The sequence below is a fragment of the Kribbella sp. VKM Ac-2568 genome (assembly GCF_004345365.1).
In the GTDB taxonomy this organism is placed as follows: domain Bacteria; phylum Actinomycetota; class Actinomycetes; order Propionibacteriales; family Kribbellaceae; genus Kribbella; species Kribbella orskensis.
Window position 1 is genome coordinate 44,660 of sequence record NZ_SLVF01000004.1, and the last position, 24,697, is coordinate 69,356.

24 protein-coding genes are annotated in these 24,697 nt (G+C 69.0%); 19 read left to right on the top strand and 5 right to left on the bottom strand.

Features of this window, described 5'->3' with window-relative positions:
• The first annotated feature begins 58 nt into the window (after positions 1-58).
• Positions 59-823: a TetR/AcrR family transcriptional regulator gene (locus EV648_RS11380; RefSeq protein WP_132288922.1), complete on the top strand. Its 765-nt coding sequence runs from the start codon at positions 59-61 to the stop codon at positions 821-823.
• A gap of 409 nt (positions 824-1,232) precedes the next feature.
• Here EV648_RS11380 and EV648_RS11385 read toward each other — a convergent pair whose 3' ends face one another.
• Together EV648_RS11385 and EV648_RS11390 are read right to left on the bottom strand one after the other, a co-directional pair.
• Complete coding sequence (locus EV648_RS11385) at positions 1,233-1,919, bottom strand: pentapeptide repeat-containing protein (RefSeq protein WP_132288925.1); 687 nt, start codon at positions 1,917-1,919, stop codon at positions 1,233-1,235.
• 26 nt (positions 1,920-1,945) lie between these two features.
• Positions 1,946-2,875, bottom strand: coding sequence for an ROK family protein (locus EV648_RS11390; protein WP_241995054.1), 930 nt, complete (start codon positions 2,873-2,875; stop codon positions 1,946-1,948).
• On the opposite strand from EV648_RS11390, the gene EV648_RS11395 reads away from it, so the two are divergent.
• The 11 genes from EV648_RS11395 (at position 2,874) to EV648_RS11445 (ending at position 11,049) form a co-directional block, all read left to right on the top strand.
• On the top strand, positions 2,874-3,713 hold the full coding sequence (locus tag EV648_RS11395) for an alpha/beta fold hydrolase (protein WP_132288928.1): 840 nt from the start codon (positions 2,874-2,876) through the stop codon (positions 3,711-3,713). The genes EV648_RS11390 and EV648_RS11395 overlap by 2 nt on opposite strands.
• A gap of 99 nt (positions 3,714-3,812) precedes the next feature.
• Positions 3,813-4,436: a hypothetical protein gene (locus EV648_RS11400; protein WP_132288931.1), complete on the top strand. Its 624-nt coding sequence runs from the start codon at positions 3,813-3,815 to the stop codon at positions 4,434-4,436.
• Positions 4,437-4,495: 59 nt separating this feature from the next.
• Complete coding sequence (locus tag EV648_RS11405; protein WP_132288934.1) at positions 4,496-5,182, top strand: YcnI family protein; 687 nt, start codon at positions 4,496-4,498, stop codon at positions 5,180-5,182.
• Positions 5,183-5,184: 2 nt separating this feature from the next.
• A complete protein-coding gene (locus EV648_RS11410; protein WP_241995055.1) occupies positions 5,185-5,697 on the top strand; it encodes a copper resistance CopC family protein in 513 nt (170 codons plus the stop codon).
• Positions 5,698-5,699: 2 nt separating this feature from the next.
• Entirely contained in the window at positions 5,700-6,707 is a 1,008-nt protein-coding gene (locus tag EV648_RS11415; protein WP_241995056.1) for a CopD family protein, read from the top strand.
• Positions 6,708-6,771: 64 nt separating this feature from the next.
• The gene (locus EV648_RS11420; RefSeq protein ID WP_132288940.1) at positions 6,772-7,272 is read left to right on the top strand and encodes a MarR family winged helix-turn-helix transcriptional regulator; all 501 of its coding nucleotides are present in this window, start codon (positions 6,772-6,774) and stop codon (positions 7,270-7,272) included.
• A gap of 105 nt (positions 7,273-7,377) precedes the next feature.
• Positions 7,378-7,938: an NADPH-dependent FMN reductase gene (locus EV648_RS11425; protein WP_132288943.1), complete on the top strand. Its 561-nt coding sequence runs from the start codon at positions 7,378-7,380 to the stop codon at positions 7,936-7,938.
• A 586-nt stretch (positions 7,939-8,524) separates the two neighbouring features.
• Positions 8,525-8,839, top strand: a complete 315-nt coding sequence (locus EV648_RS44000; protein ID WP_241995057.1) for a hypothetical protein — start codon at positions 8,525-8,527, stop codon at positions 8,837-8,839.
• Complete coding sequence (locus tag EV648_RS11435) at positions 8,836-9,897, top strand: pyridoxal-phosphate dependent enzyme (RefSeq protein ID WP_241995058.1); 1,062 nt, start codon at positions 8,836-8,838, stop codon at positions 9,895-9,897. Before EV648_RS44000 ends, EV648_RS11435 begins: the two co-directional genes overlap by 4 nt.
• A gap of 10 nt (positions 9,898-9,907) precedes the next feature.
• On the top strand, positions 9,908-10,756 hold the full coding sequence (locus EV648_RS11440; protein WP_132288946.1) for a Rossmann-like domain-containing protein: 849 nt from the start codon (positions 9,908-9,910) through the stop codon (positions 10,754-10,756).
• A complete protein-coding gene (locus EV648_RS11445; protein WP_241995059.1) occupies positions 10,726-11,049 on the top strand; it encodes a hypothetical protein in 324 nt (107 codons plus the stop codon). Before EV648_RS11440 ends, EV648_RS11445 begins: the two co-directional genes overlap by 31 nt.
• Here EV648_RS11445 and EV648_RS11450 read toward each other — a convergent pair.
• Together EV648_RS11450 and EV648_RS11455 are read right to left on the bottom strand one after the other, a co-directional pair.
• Positions 11,016-12,230, bottom strand: a complete 1,215-nt coding sequence (locus EV648_RS11450) for an RNA polymerase sigma factor (RefSeq protein WP_132288949.1) — start codon at positions 12,228-12,230, stop codon at positions 11,016-11,018. The genes EV648_RS11445 and EV648_RS11450 overlap by 34 nt on opposite strands.
• A gap of 2 nt (positions 12,231-12,232) precedes the next feature.
• Complete coding sequence (locus tag EV648_RS11455; RefSeq protein WP_132288952.1) at positions 12,233-12,598, bottom strand: YciI family protein; 366 nt, start codon at positions 12,596-12,598, stop codon at positions 12,233-12,235.
• 178 nt (positions 12,599-12,776) lie between these two features.
• On the opposite strand from EV648_RS11455, the gene EV648_RS11460 reads away from it, so the two are divergent.
• A complete protein-coding gene (locus EV648_RS11460) occupies positions 12,777-14,171 on the top strand; it encodes a S9 family peptidase (protein WP_132288955.1) in 1,395 nt (464 codons plus the stop codon).
• 76 nt (positions 14,172-14,247) lie between these two features.
• Positions 14,248-14,925 (top strand): DUF1707 domain-containing protein, encoded by a 678-nt coding sequence (locus EV648_RS11465; RefSeq protein ID WP_132288958.1) that lies wholly within the window; start codon positions 14,248-14,250, stop codon positions 14,923-14,925.
• On the opposite strand, the gene EV648_RS11470 is transcribed toward EV648_RS11465, so the two are convergent.
• Entirely contained in the window at positions 14,922-16,616 is a 1,695-nt protein-coding gene (locus EV648_RS11470) for a dolichyl-phosphate-mannose--protein mannosyltransferase (RefSeq protein WP_132288961.1), read from the bottom strand. The two genes, EV648_RS11465 and EV648_RS11470, sit on opposite strands and share 4 nt — an antisense overlap.
• 106 nt (positions 16,617-16,722) lie before the next feature.
• On the opposite strand from EV648_RS11470, the gene EV648_RS11475 reads away from it, so the two are divergent.
• The 5 genes from EV648_RS11475 to EV648_RS11495 all read left to right on the top strand — a co-directional run bounded on the left by EV648_RS11475 (position 16,723) and on the right by EV648_RS11495 (position 24,622).
• Entirely contained in the window at positions 16,723-16,965 is a 243-nt protein-coding gene (locus EV648_RS11475) for a hypothetical protein (RefSeq protein WP_132288964.1), read from the top strand.
• Complete coding sequence (locus EV648_RS11480; RefSeq protein WP_132288967.1) at positions 16,962-17,381, top strand: type II toxin-antitoxin system VapC family toxin; 420 nt, start codon at positions 16,962-16,964, stop codon at positions 17,379-17,381. The genes EV648_RS11475 and EV648_RS11480 overlap by 4 nt, the downstream gene beginning before the upstream one ends.
• The gene (gene rsmI, locus EV648_RS11485; protein ID WP_132288970.1) at positions 17,378-18,223 is read left to right on the top strand and encodes a 16S rRNA (cytidine(1402)-2'-O)-methyltransferase; all 846 of its coding nucleotides are present in this window, start codon (positions 17,378-17,380) and stop codon (positions 18,221-18,223) included. The genes EV648_RS11480 and rsmI overlap by 4 nt, the downstream gene beginning before the upstream one ends.
• Positions 18,224-18,274: 51 nt before the next feature.
• Positions 18,275-19,846 (top strand): methionine--tRNA ligase, encoded by a 1,572-nt coding sequence (gene metG / locus EV648_RS11490; RefSeq protein WP_132288973.1) that lies wholly within the window; start codon positions 18,275-18,277, stop codon positions 19,844-19,846.
• Positions 19,847-20,629: 783 nt separating this feature from the next.
• On the top strand, positions 20,630-24,622 hold the full coding sequence (locus EV648_RS11495) for a hypothetical protein (protein WP_132288976.1): 3,993 nt from the start codon (positions 20,630-20,632) through the stop codon (positions 24,620-24,622).
• Positions 24,623-24,697 lie beyond the last annotated feature (75 nt).

Below are 24,697 nucleotides of genomic sequence, written 5' to 3' on the forward strand. Positions count from 1 at the left end.
AACTCCTTACGTTGTATAGTGTTTTTCGAGAGTAACACTTTACGTTGTAAGGAGAAAAGTGACCGAGTACGCCGGGCAGGGTGATCCGGGGCGGACGTTGGCCCTGCTGTGGGGCAAGGCGGCGGGGCCGAAGCGTGGTCCGCGGCAGGCCACGAGCGTCGAGGAGATCGTGGACGCGGCCGTGCGGATCGCCGATCGCCACGGCCTCGACGGGGTCACGATGCGAGCGGTCGGCCAGGAGCTCGGGCGCACGGCGATGTCGCTCTACACCTACGTGCCGGGGCGGGGTGAGTTGCTGGATCTGATGTACGACAGCGTTCACCAGGATCTCGGGACGATCGGTCCCGCGCCGACGAAGGGCCGAGGGCGAGGGGCCTATTGGCGGAAGGCCGTCACCCACTGGTGCACCGACCTTCGTGATCTCTACCTGACGCATCCCTGGTTGTTGCAGATCTCGGCGGCCCGGCCGGTGCTCGGTCCGCACGAGCAAGCCGCGCTCGAGACGCTGCTGGCCGTTCTCGCCGAGTCGGGTCTGCCACTCAAGGAACGCCCTGCCGCCACGAGTGCCCTGTTCAGCGTGGTCCAGGGTGCGGCTCGTCAGCGCATCGAGTCTGCCAACGCCCAGGATCCGGAGTGGTGGAAAGCTCGCGCCCAAGCACTGGCCGAGGCGGCGCCGGATTTCGCCGAGCGGTTTCCGCACTCCTTCGCGATCGCCGCCCGGCAGGCGACCCTTGGCGACAAGCCCTGGGAACGCGCCGCCGAAGAAGCCTTCACCGGAGCCATCAACCTCATTCTCGAAGGCATCACCACCCGCACCACCTGACCACCCCCTGCCGGCGGTGATGCGCACTGGTCGGCAAGAACGACCCGGTCTGGCCGATCGGCGCCCCGTGGTTGTGGGAGCGGCGGTGGTTGTGGAGGGTTGGGACACCAAATCGGGACCTCGGACAGCTCATTTCTTGTGCGAGGTCCCCACTTGTTGTCCGAGGTCCCGGCATGTTGTTCGAACCCAACACAGGCGCTCGCCCGGGCAGACACCTGGGCGGCCGCGATGGCTGGTGGTGGGTGGCCCGGACGGCCAGCACTCACCAACCACGCCGTCCGCTGGATCACCAGCCCCGCGCCCGCGACCCGACTCCAGAGCAGGCTGTGGCCGGACTGGCAGACCCCGAACCAGCAACAACCGTCAGCGCTCCGGCGGCAAGTGCCATCAACGTCCTGGCCGATCAGGACTAGAGCTCGTCGGGGTCGCCGAGGGTGATGTTCAGGGCCGAGGCCATCGCGATGGTGACGGCGAGGGTGTCGATGGGTGAGGAGTTGGCGATCGTGGCACCGGCGAGGCTGCCGATGCCGCGGGTGCTGTCCCAGGTGCAGTCGACGAAGACCGCGCCGGTGGCGGTGACCTGCGAGAAGTCGACCGCGGTCAGGTCGCAGCGCCGGAACACCGTGCCGCTCAGATCCGCCGACACGAAATCGGCGTTCTGCAGTCGGCAGTCGGTGAACTCGGCCTTGACGAACTTCGCGAACCGGAACGTACTGAAGTCGAGCACCGAGTCCTTCACGGTCAGGTGCTGCAGGCTCATCCCCGGCCCGGCGAACCCGGTCAGCCGTGACGAGGTCACCGCCAGCCGCATCGCCGAGGCATCCGACCAGCGGGCGTTCGCGAGGTCGCAGTGATCCAGCTCGAGGTCGACCAGGATCAGCTTCTCCAGGTCGGACCCACCCAGGTTGCACCTGGTCAGCCGGCACCCGCTGATCTCGACGTGCTCGGCCTCGACGTCGCTCAGATCCTGCTCGGTAAGCGCCAGATCGGTGAACCTGGCCTCGTCCTCCACCTCGTCCGCGCTGACGGTCGTCTCGTCGAGCTGGGAACGTAGCCGCGGCGCGGCGAGCTTGGCGGCGGGTTTACGAGAAGCCATGCCCGCCACCGTAGCGACCCCCTCCGTCAGTTTCCGCCAGTACTGCGGACGTAATGCGCGGCGGCGCCGATCAGGGCCGAGTGCTCCGTGTCCTCGGTGGCAGCAACGTCGAAGGGGAACACCGACGAGACGATGTCGAAGGCGCCGGAGATCGACCCACCGAGGACGACCCGGGTGGCGCCAAAGCGTGAGAGCCACGGGACGAGGGCCCGGGACAACACCCCGAAGGCGTCGAGCAAGACCTCCAAGGCGACGGCCTCGCCGCCCCGGGCCCGTTCGGCGATCTCCTTCACACCGATCCCGTCCTCCTCGGCGCCCAACCGATCGAAGTACGAGCGGAGCATCGCGCGGGCCGAGATCCAGTCCTCGAGCGGACGCCCCTCGTAGGACACCTTGTAGAGCTCACCGCCGGGCGGCACAGTATCGCCCGTCCGGACAGCTCGACCGTCATCGAGGAAACCCGTGCCGATGCCAGTGCCGATGGTGACCCCCACGCAGCTGTCCAGCCCGCGCAACTCCCCGGCGGTCCACTCGCCGACAGAGAATGCCTCCGCGTCGTTCAGGAAGACGACCCGATCGAGCTCGAGCAACTCCCGCAAGCTCTTGCCGAGGTCGTGCCCGTAGAGCGAGTCGAACTTCTCCACCCCGCGGTACCAGGCGATCCCGGTCGCGAAGTCGAACGGTCCGGGCAGCGCCACCGCCAACCCGCTTGCCAACGGCAACTGCTTCGCCGCCGCGACCAGCTGGGCCACGATCTCGTCGGCCGATCGCTGCGAGTCGAGCTTCGCCCGTTCCACCACCTCGACGTCCCAGCCGGCCGGCGACACCACCGCCGCCGTCACATGACTCCCGCCGATCTCCAGCACCGGCACACCCGCACTCATGCGGCCCATCATCCACGACGAGCCGACCATGGCTCCGGACCGGCCAGGGGTGTCAGGCAGACTTGTGGACATGTCTGAACTCATCGTCGACGGTGTGAAGGTCAGCTACCACGTCGCCGGCTCCGGACCTGTCTGCCTGGCCCACTCGGGCGGACCCGGGATCCACTTCGAGTACCTGCGGATGCCGGAGCTGGAGCACCACCTCACGATGGTCTACATCGAGCCTGTCGGCACCGGGAACTCCGACCTGCTGCCTGACGGCGACTACAGCATGGAGTACTACGCGCACTACGCCAACGAGGTGGCCCGCCAGCTCGGTGAGGAGAAGGTGTTCTTCCTGGGCCACTCGCACGGCGGCTTCGTGGCGCTGCAGTTCGCGCTGGACCACCCCGAGAGCCTGGCCGGGATCATCGTTTACGACTCGATGGCGTTCAACGGCCCCGAACTCGGCGAGGAGGCCGGCCGCAGGGTCGACGAGTACGCCGCCGAGCACCCGGGTGACCCGGTCGCCGACCAGGTCGTCCAGGCGTGGCGGGAGGACGCGGACCTCCCGGCTGACAAGGCTGCCCACCTCGACTCGCTCCGCCGGTTGCTACCGGTGTACTTCAAGGACTTCCGCGGCATCCAGGACCGGATCGCCGACTGGATGGCCACCCTGGACCTCACGCTCGACCCGAACCGGCAGCCCAGCCTCTGGGACGTGCGGGACCGGCTCGGCGAGATCACCGTGCCGACGCTGGTGCTGGTCGGGGCGGCCGACTTCATCTGCGGAGAGAAGTTCGCCCGCCAGTTGCACGACGGGATCCCCGGCTCGCAGCTCGTGGTCTTCGGCGAGAGCGGACACTTCGCGCACCTGGAAGAGCCCCAGGCGTTCTTCGCCGCGGTACTGGGTTTCGTCTCGGCGCACTGATCGGGAACCACCGGATGCCGCCCGTACGTAGAGTGGTCTGAAGCGAGGCCCGCCCAACGGGTCACGCTGACTTCTCCGAACCGACGAGGGTGACCGGTAGTGCGTGCCGAGACCAGTGCGACCTCCGCCGTCGTGACGCTGAGCGTCGCGGTCGCGGCAGTCGGGCACGTGCTGGTCAGCGATGGGTCGATCCCACTCGCGGTGGTACCGCGGCTTCTCGCGCTCGCGGCCGCCTGCTGGCTGCTCGGTGAGTACCTCGCCGGCCGTCGGTGGCTCTCGGTCGCGGTGCTCGCCGGGATCCAGCTGATCGTGCACGTGACCCTGAACGCCGCCCATCCAGCAGCCGCGCCACCAGCGATGCACACCGGTCACAGCCACACCCACGACATGCCGGGTATGTCGATGCCCATGCCGGAGGCAACCTCACCGCCTGCCATGCACGACGGGGTCACCGGCGCGTTGACCATGACCACTGCTCACCTGCTGGTCCTGCTCGCCGGCGTCCTGCTGATCGGCCGCGCACACCAATGGGCCTCGCGCGTACTGCGGGTCCTGGCGCGCCTGGTTCCGCAACTTCCCGCGGCCGTGGTGCTGGTGATTTCCACTCTCGCCCGCGACCTGACCGGCGTACCGGATGTTCCGCGGCTCGGGCAGCGGTGGCTGACCTCGAACGTGTCGCGGCGCGGGCCGCCGGCGATGGCGCTCCTCACCGCCTCGTCCTGACCGGCCGCGCGCAGCAAGTCGCGGGCCGGCTGAACCGCCCGCGAAAGGGTCTCACTGTCATGTCCAAGAAATTCGTCCTGCGCGCTGCCGCGATCACCGCGGCGTCCGCGCTCGTCTTCGTCGGAGCGGCGAACTCGGCTTCGGCGCACGTCACGGTGTCGTCGCCGGACGCGAAGCCCGGCGGCTACGCCAAGCTGGTGTTCCGGGTGCCGAGCGAATCCGACACCGCCAGCACCACCAAGCTCGTCGTCTCGCTGCCCAAGGACCGTCCCTTCAGCAGTGTCGGCGCGCAGGTCAAGGACGGCTGGCAGGTGGTCAAGACCACGGAGAAGCTGCCCGCGCCGGTCAAGGTCGGCGACGTCACGCTGACCGAGGCGATCACCACCGTCACCTGGACCGCTGCCACCGGTGGCGTCCCGCCGAACGACTTCGACGAGTTCGCGCTGTCCGTCGGCAGGATTCCCGAGGGTGTCGACTCACTGAACTTCCCGGCTGTGCAGACCTACAGCGACGGCGAGGTGGTCAAGTGGGAGGAGATCGCCAAGGACGGCGCCGACAAGCCCGAACACCCCGCGCCGTCGCTGAAGCTGACCACAGCGATCACGCCCGTCGCGGCCACCACGGACGTCGAACCTGAAGGTGGGACGGACACGCTGGCCCGCGTCCTCGGCGGCGCCGGGTTGCTGCTCGGCCTGGTTGGGCTCGGTCTGGGGCTGCGCGCCGGGCGTGGGAAGGCGACGTCGTAATCGTGCGCCGCTTGGTAGCTGTACTGGTGGCGTCGCTGCTCACCCTGGTGGTCTCCACCGGGGTGGCGGCGGCGCACGCCAAGCTCGAATCGATGACCCCGGCCGACGGGTCCACCCAGGCCGCCCCGCCCACCCAGGTGGTGCTGACCTTCAACGAACCGGTCGCCAGCACCGGCGCCGAAGTACAGGTCAAGTCGCCGAGTGGCGCCAACGTGTCCACCGGCCAGCTCACGGTGATCGACAAGTCGGTCACCCAGCCGGTCGGCGCGATGATCGAGGTCGGCAAGTACACCGTCGACGCCCGGATCGTGTCCGCGGACGGGCACCCGATCACGGTCTCCGCCAGCTTCACGATCACGCACGCCGGTCATGCCGCCGTACCCGCGCCCACTCCGGCGACCCCGGACAGCGGGTCGAACGCGGTGGTGATCGTCGCGGCGGTGCTGGTGATGCTGGTGGTCGTCGCACTCTCCGTCGTGATCGTGCGCCGCCGCCCGGGACCCGAATCGTCATGACGGTGGCGACCGGCGCGCGCGTCTCCGGCAAGGTGCTCGCCGCCGGAGCCGTTGCCGCGGGCCTCGTGGTGATGGTCGTCGCCCTGCTCGCCGCGGGCGGCGCCCCGAAGCCGCTGCCCGCGGGCCTGACCGGAGCCGGTACGCCGGTGTCGTGGGCCGTCCCCGTACTGCGCCTGCTGGCCGACCTGGCTGCCATCGCGACGGGTGGTGCCGTGCTCGCGGCCGCGGTGTTGCTCCCGGCAACAGACGGGAAGCTCGGCGCACAAGGGCTTCGCGCCTGCCAGGACGCCGCCGTGGCCGCGGGCGTGTGGGCGGTCGCGAGCATCGGTGGCCTCCTCGCCACGGCCACGGTCATCCTCGGGATCCCGATGTCGCAGTTGGCAGCCCGAGCCGGCGACGCGGGGTCGTTGCTTCAGGTCCGGGCGCTCGCGGCGGCGGTCGTCCTGACCGCCTTGCTGGCGATCGTGTTGAGCGGGTGCCGCACGGTCGCCGTCGCGCGACTGGCCCTCGTGCTGACGGCCGCGGCGCTCACCGGTCCGCTGCTGACGGGGCACGGCGCGATCGAGCGGACCACCTTCTGGTCGCTCCTCGCGACCGCATCGCTGGTCGTGCATGTCTACGCGGCGACGACCTGGATCGGCGGGCTCGGCGCACTGCTGCGCTACGGCCGGGACTACCTCAAGGCCATCGAGACCTTCAGCCGGCTGGCCCTGGTCTGCGCCATCTCGATCGGGATCACCGGTCTGCTGACGGCCGAGATCCACCTCGGCGGCCACCAGGACGGCTGGGGCCTGATCACCCAGTGGGTGACCACCGGGTACGGCGCGCTCGTGTTCGCCAAGACCTTCGCCTTCGCCCTGCTGGTCTGGATCGGCTGGTGGCACCGCCGCGCCACCCTCCCCGCACTCGCCGCGAACCAGCCGGCCGCCTTCTGGCGCCTCGCGGCCGGAGAACTCGTCCTGATGTGCGCCACCGTCGGCCTGGCCGTCGCCCTCTCGCGCACCCCGTGAAACCTGATCGGACCGCCACGGCTCGGCTCGGTGACATGTCAACAGGTGTACGTATCATGGACGGATGACGGACACGCGGTGGCTGGATGCGCGCGAGGCGCATCTGTGGCAGTCGTACCGTGACACCTATCGCGAACTGGTCAGTGCGCTGGAGAACAGGCTGATCAGCAACTCCGGTCTGTCCGGAGCCGACTACGCGCTGCTGCACCCGCTGTCGACCGCGGAGAGCGGCGTACTGCGGACGCGGGACCTCGGCAAGTCCGTCGGCTGGGAGCGCAGCCGGTTGTCCCACCAGGTCAGCCGGATGGAGAAGCGCGGGCTGGTGGTCAGGGAGGAGTGTGTCTCGGACGCGCGCGGGTCGATGGTCCGGTTGACGGACGCCGGCCGGGCCGCGATCGAGGCGGCGGCGCCGGACCACGTGGACGCCGTACGGGCCTATTTCCTGGCGAAGCTGAGCCGTGACGAGCAGGAAGTCCTGACCAAGCTGCTCGACCGGGTGCTGGCCGATCTGCCCGCCCGGGACCTGTGCCGCGAGGGGCCCACCTCGCCTGCCGGCGGCTGCTGACCGGACACTTTGGTTGACGTGTCATCTTGAGCTGCTATTTTTGGTGACACATCACCATCTTGGTCGCCGAGCCCCCTCGGACGACCTCCTCCCTGAAGGAAAGACATGCCTAAGATCGCGATCATCCTCGGTAGCACCCGTCCGGGGCGCAACGGCGAAGCCGTCGCCCACTGGGTGCTGGACATCGCCAAGCAGCGCGGCGACGCCGAGTTCGAGCTCGTCGACATCGCCGACTACAAGCTCCCGCACCTCGATGAGGCGATCCCGCCGTCGATGGGCCAGTACACCCAGCCGCACACGCTGGCCTGGGCGGAGAAGATCGGCTCGTTCGACGGCTTCGTCTTCGTGACTCCCGAGTACAACCACTCGACCTCCGGCGCGCTGAAGAACGCCATCGACTTCCTGTTCGCCGAGTGGAACGACAAGGCCGCCGGCTTCGTCAGCTACGGCGCCGTCGGCGGCGCCCGCGCGGTCGAGCACCTGCGCCTCGTGATGGGTGAGCTGAAGGTCGCCGACGTGCGCAACCAGGTCACCCTCTCGCTGATGACCGACTTCAAGAACTTCAGCGAGTTCACCCCGGCGGAGTACCAGGAGGGACAGGTCGCCGCGATGCTCGACCAGGTCGTCTCCTGGAGCAACGCGCTGGCCACAGTCCGCGCCGCCTGACCGAACTTTCACCGGCCCGGGTCCCGCCAGCAGGCGGGCCCCGGGCCGCTGTCAGGTCCAGGGAATGCCGGCGTGACCGCCAGTACCCGGAGGTAGCGGTCGGTGACACGCCGTTACGGGCGACGGCGCGACTCGGCGTGCCGGAAGAATGATGGGTGTCGTTCAGATGCGCGCTGAATTTGACAACGATTTTTATTACCGGCAGGATTCGAGCCGGCGGAGGGACCTCGCCGGAGCCCATCGCACCGTGCGGAAAACTGATGTCCGAAGCGCTGAACAGACGAAGGTTCCCGGGCCTGGCCGGCGGTCTGGGCCTGACGGCGATGACGGGCTGCCCGCGGCCTCGGGATCTTGTTGCTCAGTCACGATCTCGACCTGGTGCGCGCGCTCGCCCAGCACGTCGTAGTACTGGCGGCCGGCCGGGTGATCGAGGCGGGCGGTGTCGAGGTTCTGCCGTCGGCAGCGGACCGCCGGGCCGGGCCGGGAACCACCGGCGGCGCCGAACCGTTGCTCCAGGCAATGAACCTGTCCGCGTCGCTTCGAACCCGCGGCCGGGGCCCCGATCCTGCAGGAGGTCGATCTCGCCGTGCCGCCCGGAGGCTTCCTCGGCGTAGTAGGACGCTCGGGCAGTGGCAAGACCACCCTCGCGCCCTGCCTGGCCGCCCTGGTCTGGATCAGCCATGATCTCGGTCCCGTCGCCGCGGTCTCCGACCACGTACTGGTGCTCGACGCCGGCCGCGTGGTGGAGCAGGGACCACCGGCCGCGGTGATGACCGAGCCACGCACCGATTTGACCCGGTGGCTGGTGAGGGCCGCCCGCGTCGGCCGACGACTATCCGAAGAACCCGCACCTCCGCCCGTGCTGACCAGTAGTGCCGACACGAGGAGCGACCCGCGGTGACCGATCGATGGCCTGCCCGACTGCACGACCATCTGGCGGAGGCGATCAAGGATCCTGACTCGATCCGGGTCGGCGACGACCTGATCTGCCTGCGGTTCGAGACGATGAAGGTGTACTCCGCGCTGGGCGCCGTCCGGCATCTGCTGGAGACGGGCGCCGTCTGTCCAGGGGACACCCTGATCGACAGCTCCAGCGGGATCTACGCGCACGCGCTGGCGCTGGCGTGCCACCGGTACGGGATGAAGTGCCACATCGTCGGGTCCACCACGGTCGACCGGACCCTGCAGATCCAGCTCGAGATCCTCGGCGCGACGGTCGAGCAGGTGCCGTCGTCGAACCACCTGCAGCTCGACCAGAACCTCCGGGTCCGGCGGATCGGCGAGATCCTGCGCGGCAACCCGACGTACCACTGGATGCAGCAGTACCACGACGACATCCACTACCTCGGGTACGGCGCGGTCGCGGATCTCGTCGCCGAACTGGTCCCCGCCGGGCCGTTGTGCCTGGTCGGGGGAGTCGGCACGGGTGCCTCCACCGGCGCGATCGCGGAGTACCTGCGGGGTCGGGGCAGGGACGTGAACCTGGTCGGCGTACAGCCGTTCGGCAGCATCACCTTCGGCGCCGGGCACACCCAGGACCCGGAGATGATCATCGCGGGCATCGGCAGCTCGATCGAGTTCCGCAACGTGCGGCACGAGCTGTACGACCGGCTGCACTGGGTGTCGTTCGACTACGCGATGTCGGCGGCGGTGGACCTGCTCCGGACCTCCGGGGTGTTCGCCGGGCTGTCGGCGGGCGCGGCGTACCTGTCCGCCCTGTGGGAACACACCTGCGACAGCAGCCGCACGCACGTCTTCCTGGCCGCCGACACCGGCACGCGGTACGTCGAGTCCGCTTTCGCCCGTCACGCCGAGGCGCGCCCGATGGACACGATGCGCCCTCGCGAGATCGAGTCGCTGGATGAGCTCGCGGTGCCATGGTCGGCGATGACCTGGGACCGGCGGGAGTCGGCCTGGGCCCAGCGCCGAGAATTCCCATCTGCGACCCCGTCGCATTAAGGTGATCAGCATGCCCACTTCCGTGGCTTCACTCGCTGCCGCTGTTCTCGCTGGGGAACGTGGGCCGGCGCCCGCTCGACTGAACGTCACCAGTGCGTTCTGGTTGCACCACACCACGCGGCTGCCCGGTGCCGACGTCACCTACCAGAACTACTACGTGCTGCTCCGGGTCGGTGAGGTCTTCGGTGCGTGCTCCTTCGAGGCCGGCGAGTTGGACCCGTCCTTCTGTGAGGAGACCTCGGGGTTGCCGCTGGACAGGCTGATCGCCGATGCGCCTCTGCCGGTTCGGATCGCGGCGCTGGACGCCTACCTGGCCTCGGTCGTGCCGCATCACGCTGCTCCGGGCGCCGAGGAGGTCGTCCTTCCAGCCGGTACGCCGGACGTCCGGGCGCGGGCGCGTGATGCCGCGGTCGCAGGGCTCCTCGATGTCCGTGACGGGTCGAAGGTCGGGTTGATCGGGGTGGCGAACCCGCTGGTGGACGCGATAACCGCGCGCGGCGGAACTTGTCTGCCCTGCGACTTCAACCTCCGCCGGACCGCTTCGGGGTTGCCGGTTTCTCGCGACATGACGGAGGTTATCGATGCTGCCGATGCCGTCGTCGCGACCGGAATGACCTTGAGCAACGGGAGTTTCGACGTCCTCGTTGATCGTTGCCGTGAGCAAGAGAAGCCGCTGGCGGTCTATGCTCAGACTGGAAGCGCCGTGGTCCGGTCCTTCCTCGGCTCCGGTGTCACTGCCCTGTCGGCGGAGCCCTTCCCCTTCTCCCAGTTCAGCTCCCGCCCGACAAGCCTCTACCGCTACCGCGAGCGCTCGGTGCCGTCGGCAACGTGTTCGCGTTGGCCGCGTTCTGTTTGTTGATCGGGGCATCGACCTCGATCCTCGGCCCGTCGATCGGAGCCACCGCCGCGGACCGGTTCACCTCCGCCGCGGCGGCCGGCCGGGCAGCCACCCTGGTCTCGGCGACCACCTCGATGATGGCGATGCTCGCCGCACCCGTCCTCGCAGTACCGGGGTTGCTGTGGGGATGGCGGGGGAACCTGCTCGCGGCGTCGGTGATCTCCCTCGCCATGTCCGCCGCGTTCTTCTGGCGGGGATCTTCCTGGCCTGGCGAGTCCGGTCAGCGGAGACGAGCGGCGCGGGCGTTTAGGTAGCGCTGCTCGGGCGTGCTGGTGGTACGGCGGGCGGCAGTCAGGTAGGCCTCCCGGGCTTCAGCCACGTCGCCTGCGAGTTCGAGGAGATGGGCCCGAGCGACATCGACGCGGTGGTGCCGCGCCAGGCGAGGATCGGTGGCGGCGTCCTCCACCAGCGACAGCCCCGCACGAGGTCCCTGAACCATGGCGACGGCCACGGCTCTGTTGAGCAGCGCGACCGGGCTGTCGTCGAACCGGATCAGCAGGTCGTAGAGCGCCAGGATCTGCACCCAGTCCGTGTCTTCCGCCCGGGCGGCCTCGTCGTGGACAGCGGCGATCGCGGCCTGGAGTTGGTACGGGCCGAGCGCGGTGCGGGTCATCGCCTCTGTGACGAGCGCAGTGCCTTCGGCGATCGCGTCCCGGTCCCAGAGAGCCCGGTCCTGCTCGTCCAGCCGGATCAGGTCGCCCGCGTCCGTAGTACGGGCCGCTCGTCTGGCGTGGGTGAGGAGCATCAGTGCGAGCAGGCCCGCGACCTCGCCGTTGTCCGGCAGCAGGCGGTAGGTCAGCCGGGCCAACCTGATCGCCTCCTCGGCCAGGTCGACCCGCTCGGTGCTGGTGTAGCCCTCGTTGAAGATCAGGTACAGCACCTGCAGTACAGCGGCCAGCCGCTCGGGCAGCTCGGCCGGAGGCGGCGGCCGGAACGGTACCCCCGAGTTGCGGATCCCCTGCTTGGCCCGGGTGATCCGCTTCTTCATCGTCTCCTCGGGCACCAACAGGGCCCGCGCGATCTCGTCCGTGGTGAGACCGCCGACCGCCCGCAACGTCAGGGCGATCTGCGCGGCGCGGTTCAGCGACGGGTGGCAGCACAGGAACAACAAGAGCAACGTGTCGTCGGCGTCCCGCGGTCCAGCGGCATCCGCGGCCGGTGTAGTCAGCGGGACCTCGACAGCCACGTTGTTCTCGCGCCGCCGCCGGGCTTCCTCGGTGCGCAACTCGTCGGTCAGCCGGCGCGCGGCGACCGTGATCAGCCAGGCCCGCGGTTGGTCCGGTAGTCCGTCGCGCGGCCATTGCTGGCTGGCCGCGAGCAGCGCTTCCTGTACGGCGTCCTCGCAGGCGTCGAAGTGTCCGTACCTGCGGACCAGCGCGCCGAGCACCTGCGGCGTGAGTTCCCGCAGCAGGTGCTCGGCGCCGGTATCGAGCATGGTCAGGAATCCGCCGAACCGTCCATCAGCGGACGGACCTCGACGATGTCGCCGACCGCGTCGACGATCCGGTGGGCGATCTCGTACGCCCGGTCGGCGCTGACCACGTCGACGATGCCGAAGCTGGCGAGCACCTCCTTGACCTCGGCGTACGGGCCGTCGGCCGCGACGGTGCCGGTCGGGGTCTCGCGGATCGTCCGGGTCAGCGACGGATCACCGAGGCCGGCCGTGTAGACGCCCTCGCCAGTCTCGGCCAGGTCCTTGCCGAGTTGCTCGTAGAAATCGCACGCCTTCTGGAACTCCTCGGGGTCCCAGGTTCCCTCGACCCAGGTCTGGGCGTTCGTGTAGGCCAGCATGATGAACTTCATGACGCGCTCCCTTGCCAGTTGATTTGTCCAGTAGTCGGAGCCCGATCCGCGGCAGGGACAGCTCGGCAGCATCTTTGCGCAGATTTCCTGGCGCCGGAATCTCTTCGGGCCGGTGTCCCCGCCGCCCGGGCGGCTCCGACCAGTGGGTGAAAGGTCCCCACCGACCAAGGAGACGACCATGAGACGAGCCACCGGAGCCCTCACCACAGCAGCCCTGCTGACCGGGCTGCTCGCATTCCCCGGCAGCGCGGCCGCGGGGACGAAACCCCAGCCAGGGCGGCAGACCTACACCGGCGTGATCGACGGCGCCGAGTTCAAGGTCGAGACGCCCGAGCGCTGGAACGGCACGCTGCTGATCTTCAGCCACCCCTACTACCCGGCGGGCATGCCGGTGTTCCCGCCCGGGCACGGCAACCGCGACGACAGCCAGACCTGGTTGCTCGAGCAGGGCTATGCGCTCGCCGCCTCGGACTTCAAAGGCCGGACCGGGTTCGTGGTCAAGGAGGCGGTCGAGGACCAGATCGGAGTACTCGGCTGGTTCGAGGACCACGTCGGCAAACCCCGGCGTACCGTCGCCACCGGCTCGTCGGGCGGCGGCGCGATCTCGCTGCTGCTCGCCGAGCGGTACCCGCGGCGGATCGACGGCGTGCTGGCGATGTGCGCGCCGATCGACCTGTACGGTCAGCTGAACCAGTCGCTGGACATCAACTTCGCGCTGAAGATGTTGCTCGCACCCGATGCTGACATCGACCTCGTCCGGGCGAAGGACCCGGCCGAGAGCGTACGGCGGCTCCAAGCCGTGCTGGCCGAGGCGGCCGAGACCCGGGCCGGGCGGGCCCGGATCGCCTTGGCGAGTTCCTTCGGCAACGTGACCGGCTGGAACTCGGCCCACGACCCGATGCCGGGCTCGGTCGAGGACCAGGCCCGAGCGCTCGCGCAGCTCCACCAGTTCGGCACCATCGGGGTCTTCGGCGCGGTCGGCCAGGCGGATCTCGCCGAACACGCGGGTGGCAACCCGTCGTACAACGTCGGCGTCGACTACCGGCGGCAGTTGGCGAAGTCGGATCAGCAGGACTTCGTACGGAAGGCATACCGGGACGCCGGCCTCGATCTGGACAAGGACCTCGCCCGGTTGGCGGCGGCGCCGCGGATCAGCCCCGACCCGGCCGCGAAGCGATGGATGCAGCGGTACGCCGTGCTGCGCGGTACGACGCCTTCGCCGGTGGTCACCCTGCACAACACGGTCGACGTGGCCGTCGCCGACCACGAGCACTGGTACGCCGGGCAGGTCCGTGAGCACGGTGATCCCGGCCGCGTGCGGCAGTTGTTCGCCGAGCGCGCGACGCACTGTGCCTTCAGCGTTGCCGAGGAGGCGGTTGCCCTGCGGACGCTGCTGACGCGGATCGAGACCGGGAGCTGGCCGAGCACGGATCCGGCGCGGTTGAACGGCGCGGCGGCAGCGCTCGGTGAGACCTGGAGCAAGGTCTTCGACTTCGCCGCCGGTGGTGACGCGGTCCGGCCGCCGGCGTTCACCGCCTTCCGCCCGAACCCCTTGCTGCGTCCCTCCCGCTGACCGGGTGAATCTCCAGGGTTCTCGGGGGAGGAACCCTGGAGATCAGGACCGGGGGTCCGCGTTATCGTTGCGTCCCATGGAGAACCTGCCCGAGCGATCGAACCCGCACGCCCACCTACGCGCCTCCGACACCGACCGCGACCAGGTCGTCGAGGTGCTGCGGGATGCGCTGATGGCGGGCCGGCTCACGCAGGACGAGCATGCCGAGCGGCTCGAGCAGACGCTCCAGGCGCGCACCCTCGGCGAGCTCGAGCCGATCACCCAGGACCTCGCCGTACCGGGTCAGCCGTTCCGTCCGGCCGCCGCCACGCCCGTGCCGTCGACGAGCCGGGTGCCGATCGAGGAGCCGGCGAACCCGCAGGACAGCTTCGACACCGTGATCGGCATCTTCGGAGGTGGCGAGCGCAAGGGCCGCTGGCGGGTGAAGCGCCGGACGAACGCGCTGGCGCTCTTCGGCGGTTGCGACCTGGACATGCGGGACGCGATCTTCGAGGGTCGCGAGGTCACCGTCTACGCGTTCGCCGTCTTCGGGGGGATCGACATCACCGTGCCGGAGGGCGTGGAGGTCCGCAACCAGGGCGTCGGGATCTTCGGTGGTTTCGGGGGCCGGGGGACCACGGACATCGACCCGGCCGCGCCCGTCGTCATCGTCAAGGGCCTCGCGCTCTTCGGCGGCGTCAGCGGCCAGGCCGCGAAGCCCAAGAAGCGCAAGGGTGGCAACGAGGGCAACGGCCATCTCGGCCTAGGACACTAGATCCAGGACTTGAACCACATCCGGCTGAGCCAGGCCGGGTGGGGGAGCACCTCGTCGGTCAGGATCGGCCAGATGTAGGCGAAGTTGAGCACCACCAGGACGACGAACGCCCCGACCACCGCGCTGCCGATCAACCGGCGCGGGGTGGACGGCTGCATCGCCTGTCTGGCCGGGCCGAGGATCTTGCCGAGTGCCAGCGCGAGCGCCATCACCGTGAACGGGATCATCGTCACGGCGTAGAAGAAGAAGATCGGTCTGTCGTCGAAGGCGAACCAGGGGACCCAGCAGGTCAGATAACCCACGATCGGCACACCGAATCGCCAGTCCCGCTGGCCGATCCACAGCACCAGCGCGGCGATCAGCGCGAGTGCGCCGCCCCACCACAGCAGCGGAGTACCGAGGGCGGAGATCACCGACAGGCACTTCGTCCCGTCCGTGGTGTTGCAGCCCGCCGTACCGGGCTTGATGTCGTTGACCGCGTCGAAGCCGATCGGACGGGCGATGATCGGCCAGCCGGCCGGGTGCGACGAGTACGGGTGGGTGGCGTTCTTGATGTAGTCACCGGTGTGGAACGCCAGCACTTCCTGGTGGTAGTGGATCAGCGAGCGGAAGTCGTCCGGGACCACCTTCATCACGCCGTGCGCCGGGTTCTTGGACGCGTAGTCGTGGTCGTAGGCGTTGTCGTGCAGCAGCCAGCCGGTCCAGGTCGCCGTGTAGGTCACCACCGCGACGAGCACGATGCTGAGGAACGCCGGGATGCCGTCGACGAAGACGGACTTCCAGAACGCGTGCCGTACGCCGAGCGCGCGGCGGGCACCGAGGTCCCAGGCGAAGGCGAGGATGCCGAAGCCGGCGATCACCCAGACCGCGGACCACTTGGTGCCGAGCGCGAGGCCGAAGCAGATACCGGCGGCGATGCGCCACGGACGGATCAGCAGCCAGCGGCCGACCTTGCCCTGCAGCCCTTCGGGCCCCGCCTTGTCGAGGGAGTTCGCGTGCCGGCGGCGGGTCCAGTCGCGGTCGGCGACCAGGCAGGAGACGGCCGCGACCAGCCAGAACGCGAGGAACACGTCGAGCAGCGCGACCCGGGACATCACGAAGTGCAGGCCGTCGACGGCGAGCAGCACACCTGCGATACAGCCGATCAGGGTCGACCGGCTCATCCGGCGCACGGTACGGATCACCAGCAGCACGGTCAGGGTGCCGCACAAGGCCGGCATGAACCGCCAGCCGAACGTGTTCATCCCGAACAACTGCTCACCGGCCGCGATCATCCACTTGCCGACCTCGGGGTGCACGGTCAGGCTCGGGGTGTCCTTGAAGACGTCCAGGTTGCCGGCCAGGATCGCCTTGTCCGCGGCACCTTCCGGCTTGTCGATGAACTGCAGTGCGTACCCGTGCTTGAGCAGCGAGTACGCGTCCTTGGCGTAGTACGTCTCGTCGAAGACGAACTTCACCGGGTTGCCGAGGTTCCAGAACCGCAGGAGCGCGGCCATCGCGGTGATCGCCAGCGTCGCGATCCAGCCGCCCTCGAAGTCCCGCGGCATCGGCGGGTAGAGCCGCTCCTTCAGCGGTGGCAACCGTCTTCCGAGGACGTCGCGCCCGAGCGTCTCACGCTGGTCGTCAGCACCCGTCCCGGCCTCGGCCGGCTTCGCGGTGTCGTCATCGATCACGGCAGTCACGCTGGCCATCGTACGGAGCCCCCCGTACCACCGCCCCCCGACTCCACCCCCCGCGCGCCGGGCACCGGCTGTGGATAACGAGAATTCGCCTCGCGGACCTTCTACACTCTGTGACATGAGCACGCCACGAGAGGAGTTGCACGCGCTGATCGACTCGCTGCCCGAGAGCGCGGCGGCCGATCTGCTGGCGGAGCTTCGACTGCAGCGGCTTCGCCCGGACGGTGCGGAGGAGCCGGCTGATCAGCCTTCAGTTGCCTGGCCGCCGTCCTGGTTCGGTGCCGTCGAGGGCAGCCGCCCGGATCTGTCCGAGCACATCGATGACATCCTGCGCGCCGAGTTCGGTCGTCGCCCCGCGTGATCGTTGTCGACACCGGCCCCCTCGTCGCAGCCGCCCTCTCCGGTGACACCAACCACAACCGCTGCGTAGAACTATTTACCTCCCTGCACCTGAACGCCGAGCAACTGGTCGTTCCGGCGTTCGTGGTGACCGAGGTCTACTTCCTGCTCGAGCGGGAGGGCGGACCGAAACTGGAGGCGGGTTTCGTCCGGTCGCTCGCGGCCGGTGACTTCGTCGTCGCGCAGGCGGACGCGACGGCACTCGATCGGATTGCGGAGCTCATCAGCAAGTACGCCGACCTGCCGCTCGGGCTGGTCGACGCGTCCGTGGTGGCTCTTGGAGAGCAGCTTGGAGTTCAGGAGATCGCGACATTGGACAGGCGACACTTCAGCGTGGTCCGGCCCCATCACGTCAACGCGTTCACTCTGCTGCCGTGACCGGGCGATTGGTGCTGGCGGGGACTCCTATCGGGGACTTTTCGGATGCTTCGCCGCGGTTGGCGCGGGTGTTGGGGGAGGCCGACGTGGTGGCCGCGGAGGATACGCGGCGGTTGAAGCGGCTGACGTCGGAGCTGGGGATCGCGGTCAACGGGCGGGTGACCAGCTTCTTCGAGGGGAACGAGCGGCAGCGGACGGACGAGTTGGTCGCCGCGCTGGTCGAGGGGCAGACCGTGGTCGTGGTCACCGATGCGGGGATGCCGAGCGTGTCCGACCCGGGGTACCGGCTGGTGGCCGCCGCGATCGAGGCGGGCATCGACGTCACCGCGGTACCGGGGCCGTCCGCAGTACTGACCGCGCTGGCGCTGAGCGGGCTGCCGGTGGACCGGTTCACGTTCGAGGGGTTCCTGCCGCGCAAGTCGGGGGAGCGGACGAAGCGGTTCCAGGAGCTCGCCAGGGAACAGCGCACGATGATCTTCTTCGAGGCGCCACATCGGCTCGCCGCGTCGCTCAAGGACATGGCCGACGCCTTCGGAGCAGACCGCCGTACTGCGGTGTGCCGCGAGCTGACCAAGACCTATGAAGAGGTCAAGCGAGGCGGCGCCGCCGAACTGGCCGAGTGGGCCGCCGAGGGAGTCCGCGGGGAGATCACGGTCGTCGTCAGCGGCGCCGATCCCTCCGCCCGTGAGCTCGGGCCGGAGGAGCTCGCCGCCGAGGTCGCCGCGGACGAGGAGGCCGGCACACCCCGCAAGCAGGCCATCTCCGACGTCGCCAAGCGCTTCAACGTCCCCAAACGCACCGTGTACGACGCCGTCCTGGCCGCCCGGGGCGCCGCGAAGTAGCCGCTTGAGACCCTGGTCATCGGCCCTGGTCCGGAGCACTACCCTTTTCCTATGTCCGAGAAGGCCTTTTACGTCACCACCCCGATCTACTACGTCACGGCCCCGCCGCACATCGGCAGCGCCTACACGACGGTGGCCGGGGACGTCCTGACCCGCTGGCACGCCCAGCGCGGCGAGCGCAAGTGGTACCTGACGGGTACCGACGAGCACGGCGAGAAGGTGATGCGCAGCGCTCAGGCGCAGGGCATGACTCCGCAGGAGTGGACGGACAAGCTGGTCGAGGAGGCCTGGAAGCCGGCCTGGGCCGACGTGGACATCGACTACGACGACTTCATCCGCACCACCGAGCAGCGCCACACCGAGCGGGTCCGCGACTTCTGGCAGACGCTCTACGACAAGGGCGACGTCTACAAGGGTGAGTACGAGGGCCTGTACTGCGTCGGCTGCGAGGAGTTCAAGCTGCCGGCGGACATCCGCACCGACGAGGACGGCACCCAGCGGTGCATGATCCACGGCACCGAGCTGGAGACGGTCTCGGAGACGAACTACTTCTTCCGGCTCTCCGCGTACGCCGACCGCCTGCTCGAGCTGTACGAGTCGCAGCCGGACTTCGTGGCGCCGGCCAGCGCGCGCAACGAGGTGATCTCGTTCGTCAAGCAGGGGCTGCAGGACCTGTCGATCACCCGGTCCACCTTCGACTGGGGTATCCCCGTGCCGTGGGACGAGAACCACGTCCTCTACGTGTGGATCGACGCGCTGCTGAACTACGTCACCGCCGCGGGCTACGGCACCGACCCCGAGCGGTTCGAGCAGCTCTGGCCGGTCGACGTGCACCTGGTCGGCAAGGACATCCTGCGGTTCCACGCGGTGATCTGGCCGGCCATGCTGATGGCCGCGGAGGTCGCCGTACCGAAGCAGGTCTTCGCGCACGGCTGGCTGCTGGTCGGCGGCGAGAAGATGAGCAAGTCCAAGCTGACCGCGATCGCGCCGCACGAGATCACCGACCACTTCGGCTCCGACGCCTTCCGCTACTACTTCCTGCGGACCATCCAGTTCGGCTCGGACGGCTCGTTCTCCTGGGAGCACCTGAGCGCGGTCTACAACTCCGAGCTCGCCAACGGCCTGGGCAACCTGGCCAGCCGGATCGCGGCGATGGTGAACAAGTACTTCGACGGCGAACTGCCCGAGGCGACCGACCACGGCCCGGCCGAGCAGGCGCTCGCGGACAAGCTGGCGGAGACCGTCGCGACCGCGGACAAGGCGATCGACACCATCGCGTTCCACGACGCGCTGGCGGCGATCAACGACCTGGTCGGCGCGGTGAACGTCTACGTCTCCGAGCAGGAGCCGTGGAAGGTGGCGAAGGACGAGTCCCAGCAGGCCCGCCTGGCGACCATCCTCTACACCTCGGCCGAGGTACTGCGAGCCGTCGCCGTCCTGCACAACCCGACGATGCCGAAGACCGCCGCCAAGCTCTGGACCCTCCTCGGCGCCGAAGCCAAACTCGGTCCCCTCAAGGACCAGCGCATCCAGGACGCCGGCACCTGGGCCCAACTCCCCACCGGCTCGATCCTGGTCAAGGGCGACTCCCTCTTCCCCCGCCTCACCGATCCCGAGAGCTGACCGACAGGAGTGGCGGTGGGGGCGGCAGGCCGCCTCACCGGCGACCTGGGTCCCCCTCCGGACCCAGGTCGATCAGAGGCGGGTGATCCCGCCCGGCCGGCCCGACTGCCAGTGCGGCGGCAAGAAGACCCTGGCCTCGTTCCGGCACGTTCCCCGGCAGACCGGGCAGGCGCTGGAGCGACAGGCGAAGCGGGTCCACACGCCGTACGGCTCGGGCAGCTCCCGATGCTTCTCCACCATCACGAGCTTGCAGTGCAGACAGCGTGGCGCGGTCTGCTGCCCGACGCGCCCAGCGGACTGGAGACGTGAGTTCGGCCTCCGGGAAGGATGAGCGACGCGTTGCGGTCCCGTTGTGGGTACACAGCTGGGTGGCGGCGCGGGTGGTACTCCGAACATCCAGAGGGCGAATGCCCGGACTGCTCGAAGGACCCGAATCGGCAGTGGCCCGACTGTCAGGCGGATAGGGCGTCCGGTAGGACGCACCACAGCGGGTTCCAGGTAGGCGGCGGGATAGCGCCGCGGTCGGATCGGTGTGGACGCTGGTCGGCGTCCGGGTGGCCGGCTGGTGATCATGGTTCCCCTCCAGGTCCGATCCGGGATCGCCGGGTCGGAGGCCCAGTCCTGAGCACAGCTCTGTCAGCACCACAGTCGCCCCTCGAAGGGTGGCCATGAACGTCGCTGGAGATCTCCGTACAACCCCGTACTGCCGGCGTACAGCGTCCGTTCGTTCATTCGGGTAGCGTCATGACTACTCCCTGTGGGAGTTGGCTTGAGGGGGCCGCGATGGACGAACGTTCAGTCGAACCGCGTGAAGCATCTCCGGACCGGATTCACACCCGGACCCAGTTCACCGCCGAGCTGAGGTTGCTCCGGGACAGGGCGGGCCGAACCGTCCGCGATCTGTCGACCCGCATCGGACGGCATCCACACAGCACCCTGGGCGACTGGTTCGCCGGGCGCAGTGTTCCGTCCACGTCCTCGAGGGCCTTGCTCGTCCGGGTCCTGGAGGAGTGTGGCGTCACAGAGAAGGACGACATCGAGCGTTGGCTCGAGGCCTGGCGTCGGGTCCAGCGGGCTCCGGGGCCGAGGAGTGGATCAGCGCCGTATCGCGGCTTGGCCAGCTTCCAGCCGGCGGATGCCGAATGGTTCTTCGGCCGTGAGGCGCTGAGCGAGCAGGTGGCAAGTCAGATCATGACTCTGCATGCCGGCGGCGGGGGATTGCAGGTCGTCGTCGGGGCCTCCGGTTCCGGGAAGTCTTCGCTGCTCAGAGCGGGCGTGGTGCCGGCGCTGGGTGCGCTGGCGGCGCCTGGTCGGCCGGCTTGGCCCGTGGCTCTGCTGACGCCTGGCGCCGAGCCCTTGGAGCAGTTGGCAGCTGCTCTCGCAGTCGGTACCGGGGTGTCGCCGGCAGAGCTGGCCGAGATCATCAAAGCCGATCCGGCGGCGGGGATGGTCGAACAGATCAGCAAGTTCACCGCCGGCGCGACTCGCCCGGCCCAGCCGGACGGTAGGCCTCCCGCGGATCTCGCCGACCGCTTGCTCATCGTGGTGGATCAGTTCGAGGAACTCTTCACGATGTGCCTGGACGAGCAGGATCGTCGCGCGTTCATCGCCGCGCTGGTCGCAGCGGCTCACTCGCCGGCAGAGCGCGGCGATCCTGACTCCGGACCACCGGTGGCGACCGTCGTCCTCCTAGGCCTGCGCGCGGACTTCTATCCGCAGGCCTTGCGGTACGCCGAGATCGCCGGCGTCCTCCAGAACGCCCAGTTCGTGGTCGGCCCCCTGAACGAGGAGGATCTTCGCCGAGCGATCGTCGAGCCGGCTTCGAAGGCCAATATCCAGATCGACGAGGGTCTCGTCGAGCTTCTGATCCGGGAAGCGGCGCCCGGAGCCGGTCCGGCCGGGGCGGCGCAGTCCGAGACCGGCGCTCTGCCGCTGCTGTCCCACGCACTCCTCGCGACCTGGCAACGCGCCGAGCGGGGCCGGATGACGACCATGGGATATCTGTCCACCGGCGGGATCAAGGGTGCTGTCGCAGAAACCGCCGAGGAGGTGTACGGCGACCTCACCGACGCCCAGAAGATCGTTGCACGGCGGGTATTCCTCCGGCTCGTGAATCTCGGTGAGGACACCGCCGACACGCGCCGGAAGGTCGTCCGCAACGAGTTGGAGGGCATCAGCAACACGGACGAAGCGGCACTCGACGACGTCATCGAGCACTTCGTCGGCGCTCGCCTGCTGACGATGGACGCCGATACCATCGAGATCAGCCACGAGGCACTGCTGACCGCCTGGCCCCGGCTGCGAGGGTGGATCGACAGCGATCGCGACGGCCTGCGGCGGCATCGACAACTCGCCGACGACGCCAGACAGTGGCGGGAGCTCGGTCGTGAGCCGGGATCCCTCTATCGCGGCGGGAAGCTGGACGGCGTCCGGGACTGGACCGACGGTCGCGCCGCGAAGGGGGACCTCAATCCGCTCGAGGTGGACTTCCTCACCGCCAGCGTCGCCGCTGAGCAGACCGAGCGCGCGGTCGCCCGCCGCCAGACGCTGAGGCTGAAGCGGATGGTGGCAGCCCTGACAGTGCTCGCGCTGTCCACGGCGGGGCTGGCCGGTTACTCGTTCTGGAAACGGGACACGGCCAACAAGGACCGCGACCTGGCGATGTCGCGCCAGGTGGCGGTCACCGCGAACCGTCTGCGAGCGACCGATCCCGCCCTGGCGGCCCGGCTGTCGCTGGCTGCCTACCAGATCGCCCCGACGATGGAGGCCCGGTCGAGCCTCCTCGACGCGACCGGGACGCCGCCGGTCACGCGAATCGTGCGGCCGTCGAAGGGCGCGCAGAACGTGATCCTCAGCCCCGACGGGCGGACGATGTTCGCCGCCGGTACAGGTCCGAGTGACACGGCGATCCTGACCTGGGACCTCAGCGACCCTCGCCGGCCACGAGCGATCGGGCAACCGCTGGCGGATCACACGATGCCGGTGTTCGGCCTGGCAGTCAGTCCCGACGGCCGGCTCCTGGCCACCGGTGGCCGCGATCAGAAGGTCAGGCTCTGGAACATCGCTGACCCGGGACGGCCCGTTGCTCTCGGCGTCCTGCCCGCCGGTCCGAGCGGCACCGTGTATTCACTGGCCTTCACGCCCGACAGCCGAACCCTGGCCGCAGGCAGTTCCGACAAGACTGTGAAGCTGTGGGACGTCACCGACCCGGTTCGCGTGTCCGTCCTGAGGTCGCTTCCGCCGGCGACCGGCTTCGTCCAGAGCGTGGCGTTCAGCCCGGACGGCAGCGTCCTCGTGACAGGGGATGCCTCCGGGTATCTGTCCGTCTGGGATGCCAGAGAGGTTCGGAACATCAGGCTGGCAGGTCGGCAGCAGACCGGTCCCGACCAGATCAACAGCTTGAAGTTCGCTCCGCAGGGCAGAGTGCTGGCTGTCGGCGGAACGAAGGGCTTGTTCCAGCTGTGGAACCTGACGAAGCCCGAAGCCGCTACCCGGATGGCCTCTCAGATCCAGGTGCCGGAGAACTGGGTCAACGCGGTCGCGTTCAGCCCGGACGGCAGGCTGCTGGCCATCGGCAGCTCAGACAATGTGGCGCAAGTTTGGGAGGTCGCTACCGGGCGACTCGTCTCGTCCTTGCCGCACGCGGAGCCGGTTTCGTCGGTAGCCTTCGCCAGTGGTGATCGGTCGCTTCTCACCGGTGGGTCCGACGGGGTCGCACGGCTGTGGTCGATCCCAGGACCGGTGATCACCGGCGCGACGGCGACGGTGGCATCGACGGTCTTCGGCCCGCACGGATCGCTGGCAACCTTCGGTGGCCAGGCCTTCCTGGTGGACGTCTCACAACCGCGCGCGCCGGTTGCTCTCGCGCCGGGGCTCGTGTCGCCGCTGAGCAACGAGCCGGTCACCGGCGCCGGCGCCCTGAGCCCGGACGGACAGATTCTCGCTGCCGGGACAACGGGTACCTCGGTGCTGCTGTGGGACACCACCGACCCGGCCAGACCGAAGCCACTCGGGCCGGCGTTGACCGGTCCGAGCGCGATCGTGGAGTCGCTCGCCTTCACTCCGGACAGCCGGATTCTGGCGGCGGGCGGCGACGACGGCCTGGTCCATCTGTGGGACCTGAGCGATCGGCACCGGCCGACGGCTCTGCCGGACGCACCAGGGGCCGGCAGCAACTACATCTACCAGGTCGCCATCAGCCCGGACGGCCGGACCTTGGTGGGAGTGACCGCGGATGGCGTGATCCGGGTCTGGGACATGAGCAATCCGCGGCAGTTGCGCGCGCTGCCGTCGGTGAAGGGCTCCGTCGACCTGCTGTTCTCTGCCGCCTTCAGTCTGGACGGCAAGATCCTCGCCACGGGCAGCGCGGACGGCACGGTGCGCTTGTGGGACACCACCCACCCGTCGGCGCTCACCCCGATCGGTGAGCCACTGAGCGGACCGGACGGCACTGTCGCAGCCGTTGCCTTCGGCCCGGACGGGCACACCCTGGCCGCGACGACGCGCAGCGGACAGGTCTGGTTCTGGGACGTGGCGAAGCCCGGGCAGCCGACGACGATCGCGATCCTCAGCGCGTCGGACGTCGCGATCTGGTCTGTCGGGTTCAGCCCGGACGGCCACACCGTCGCCACCGGGGGATCCGACCGCACGGTGAGGCTGTGGGAGATCGATCCCGTCCGAGCCATCGACCTGATCTGCTCGGCGGGCGGCGACTCGGTCTCTTCGGACGAGTGGGGCAAGTACCTGCCCGGCGTTCCCTATCGACCCGGTTGCTGACTCGGCCGCTACGGCGCGCGGTGACGCTTTTCTACAAGACCCAGAGGCTGTCCGGCCGTACCGTCGGAAGAGACA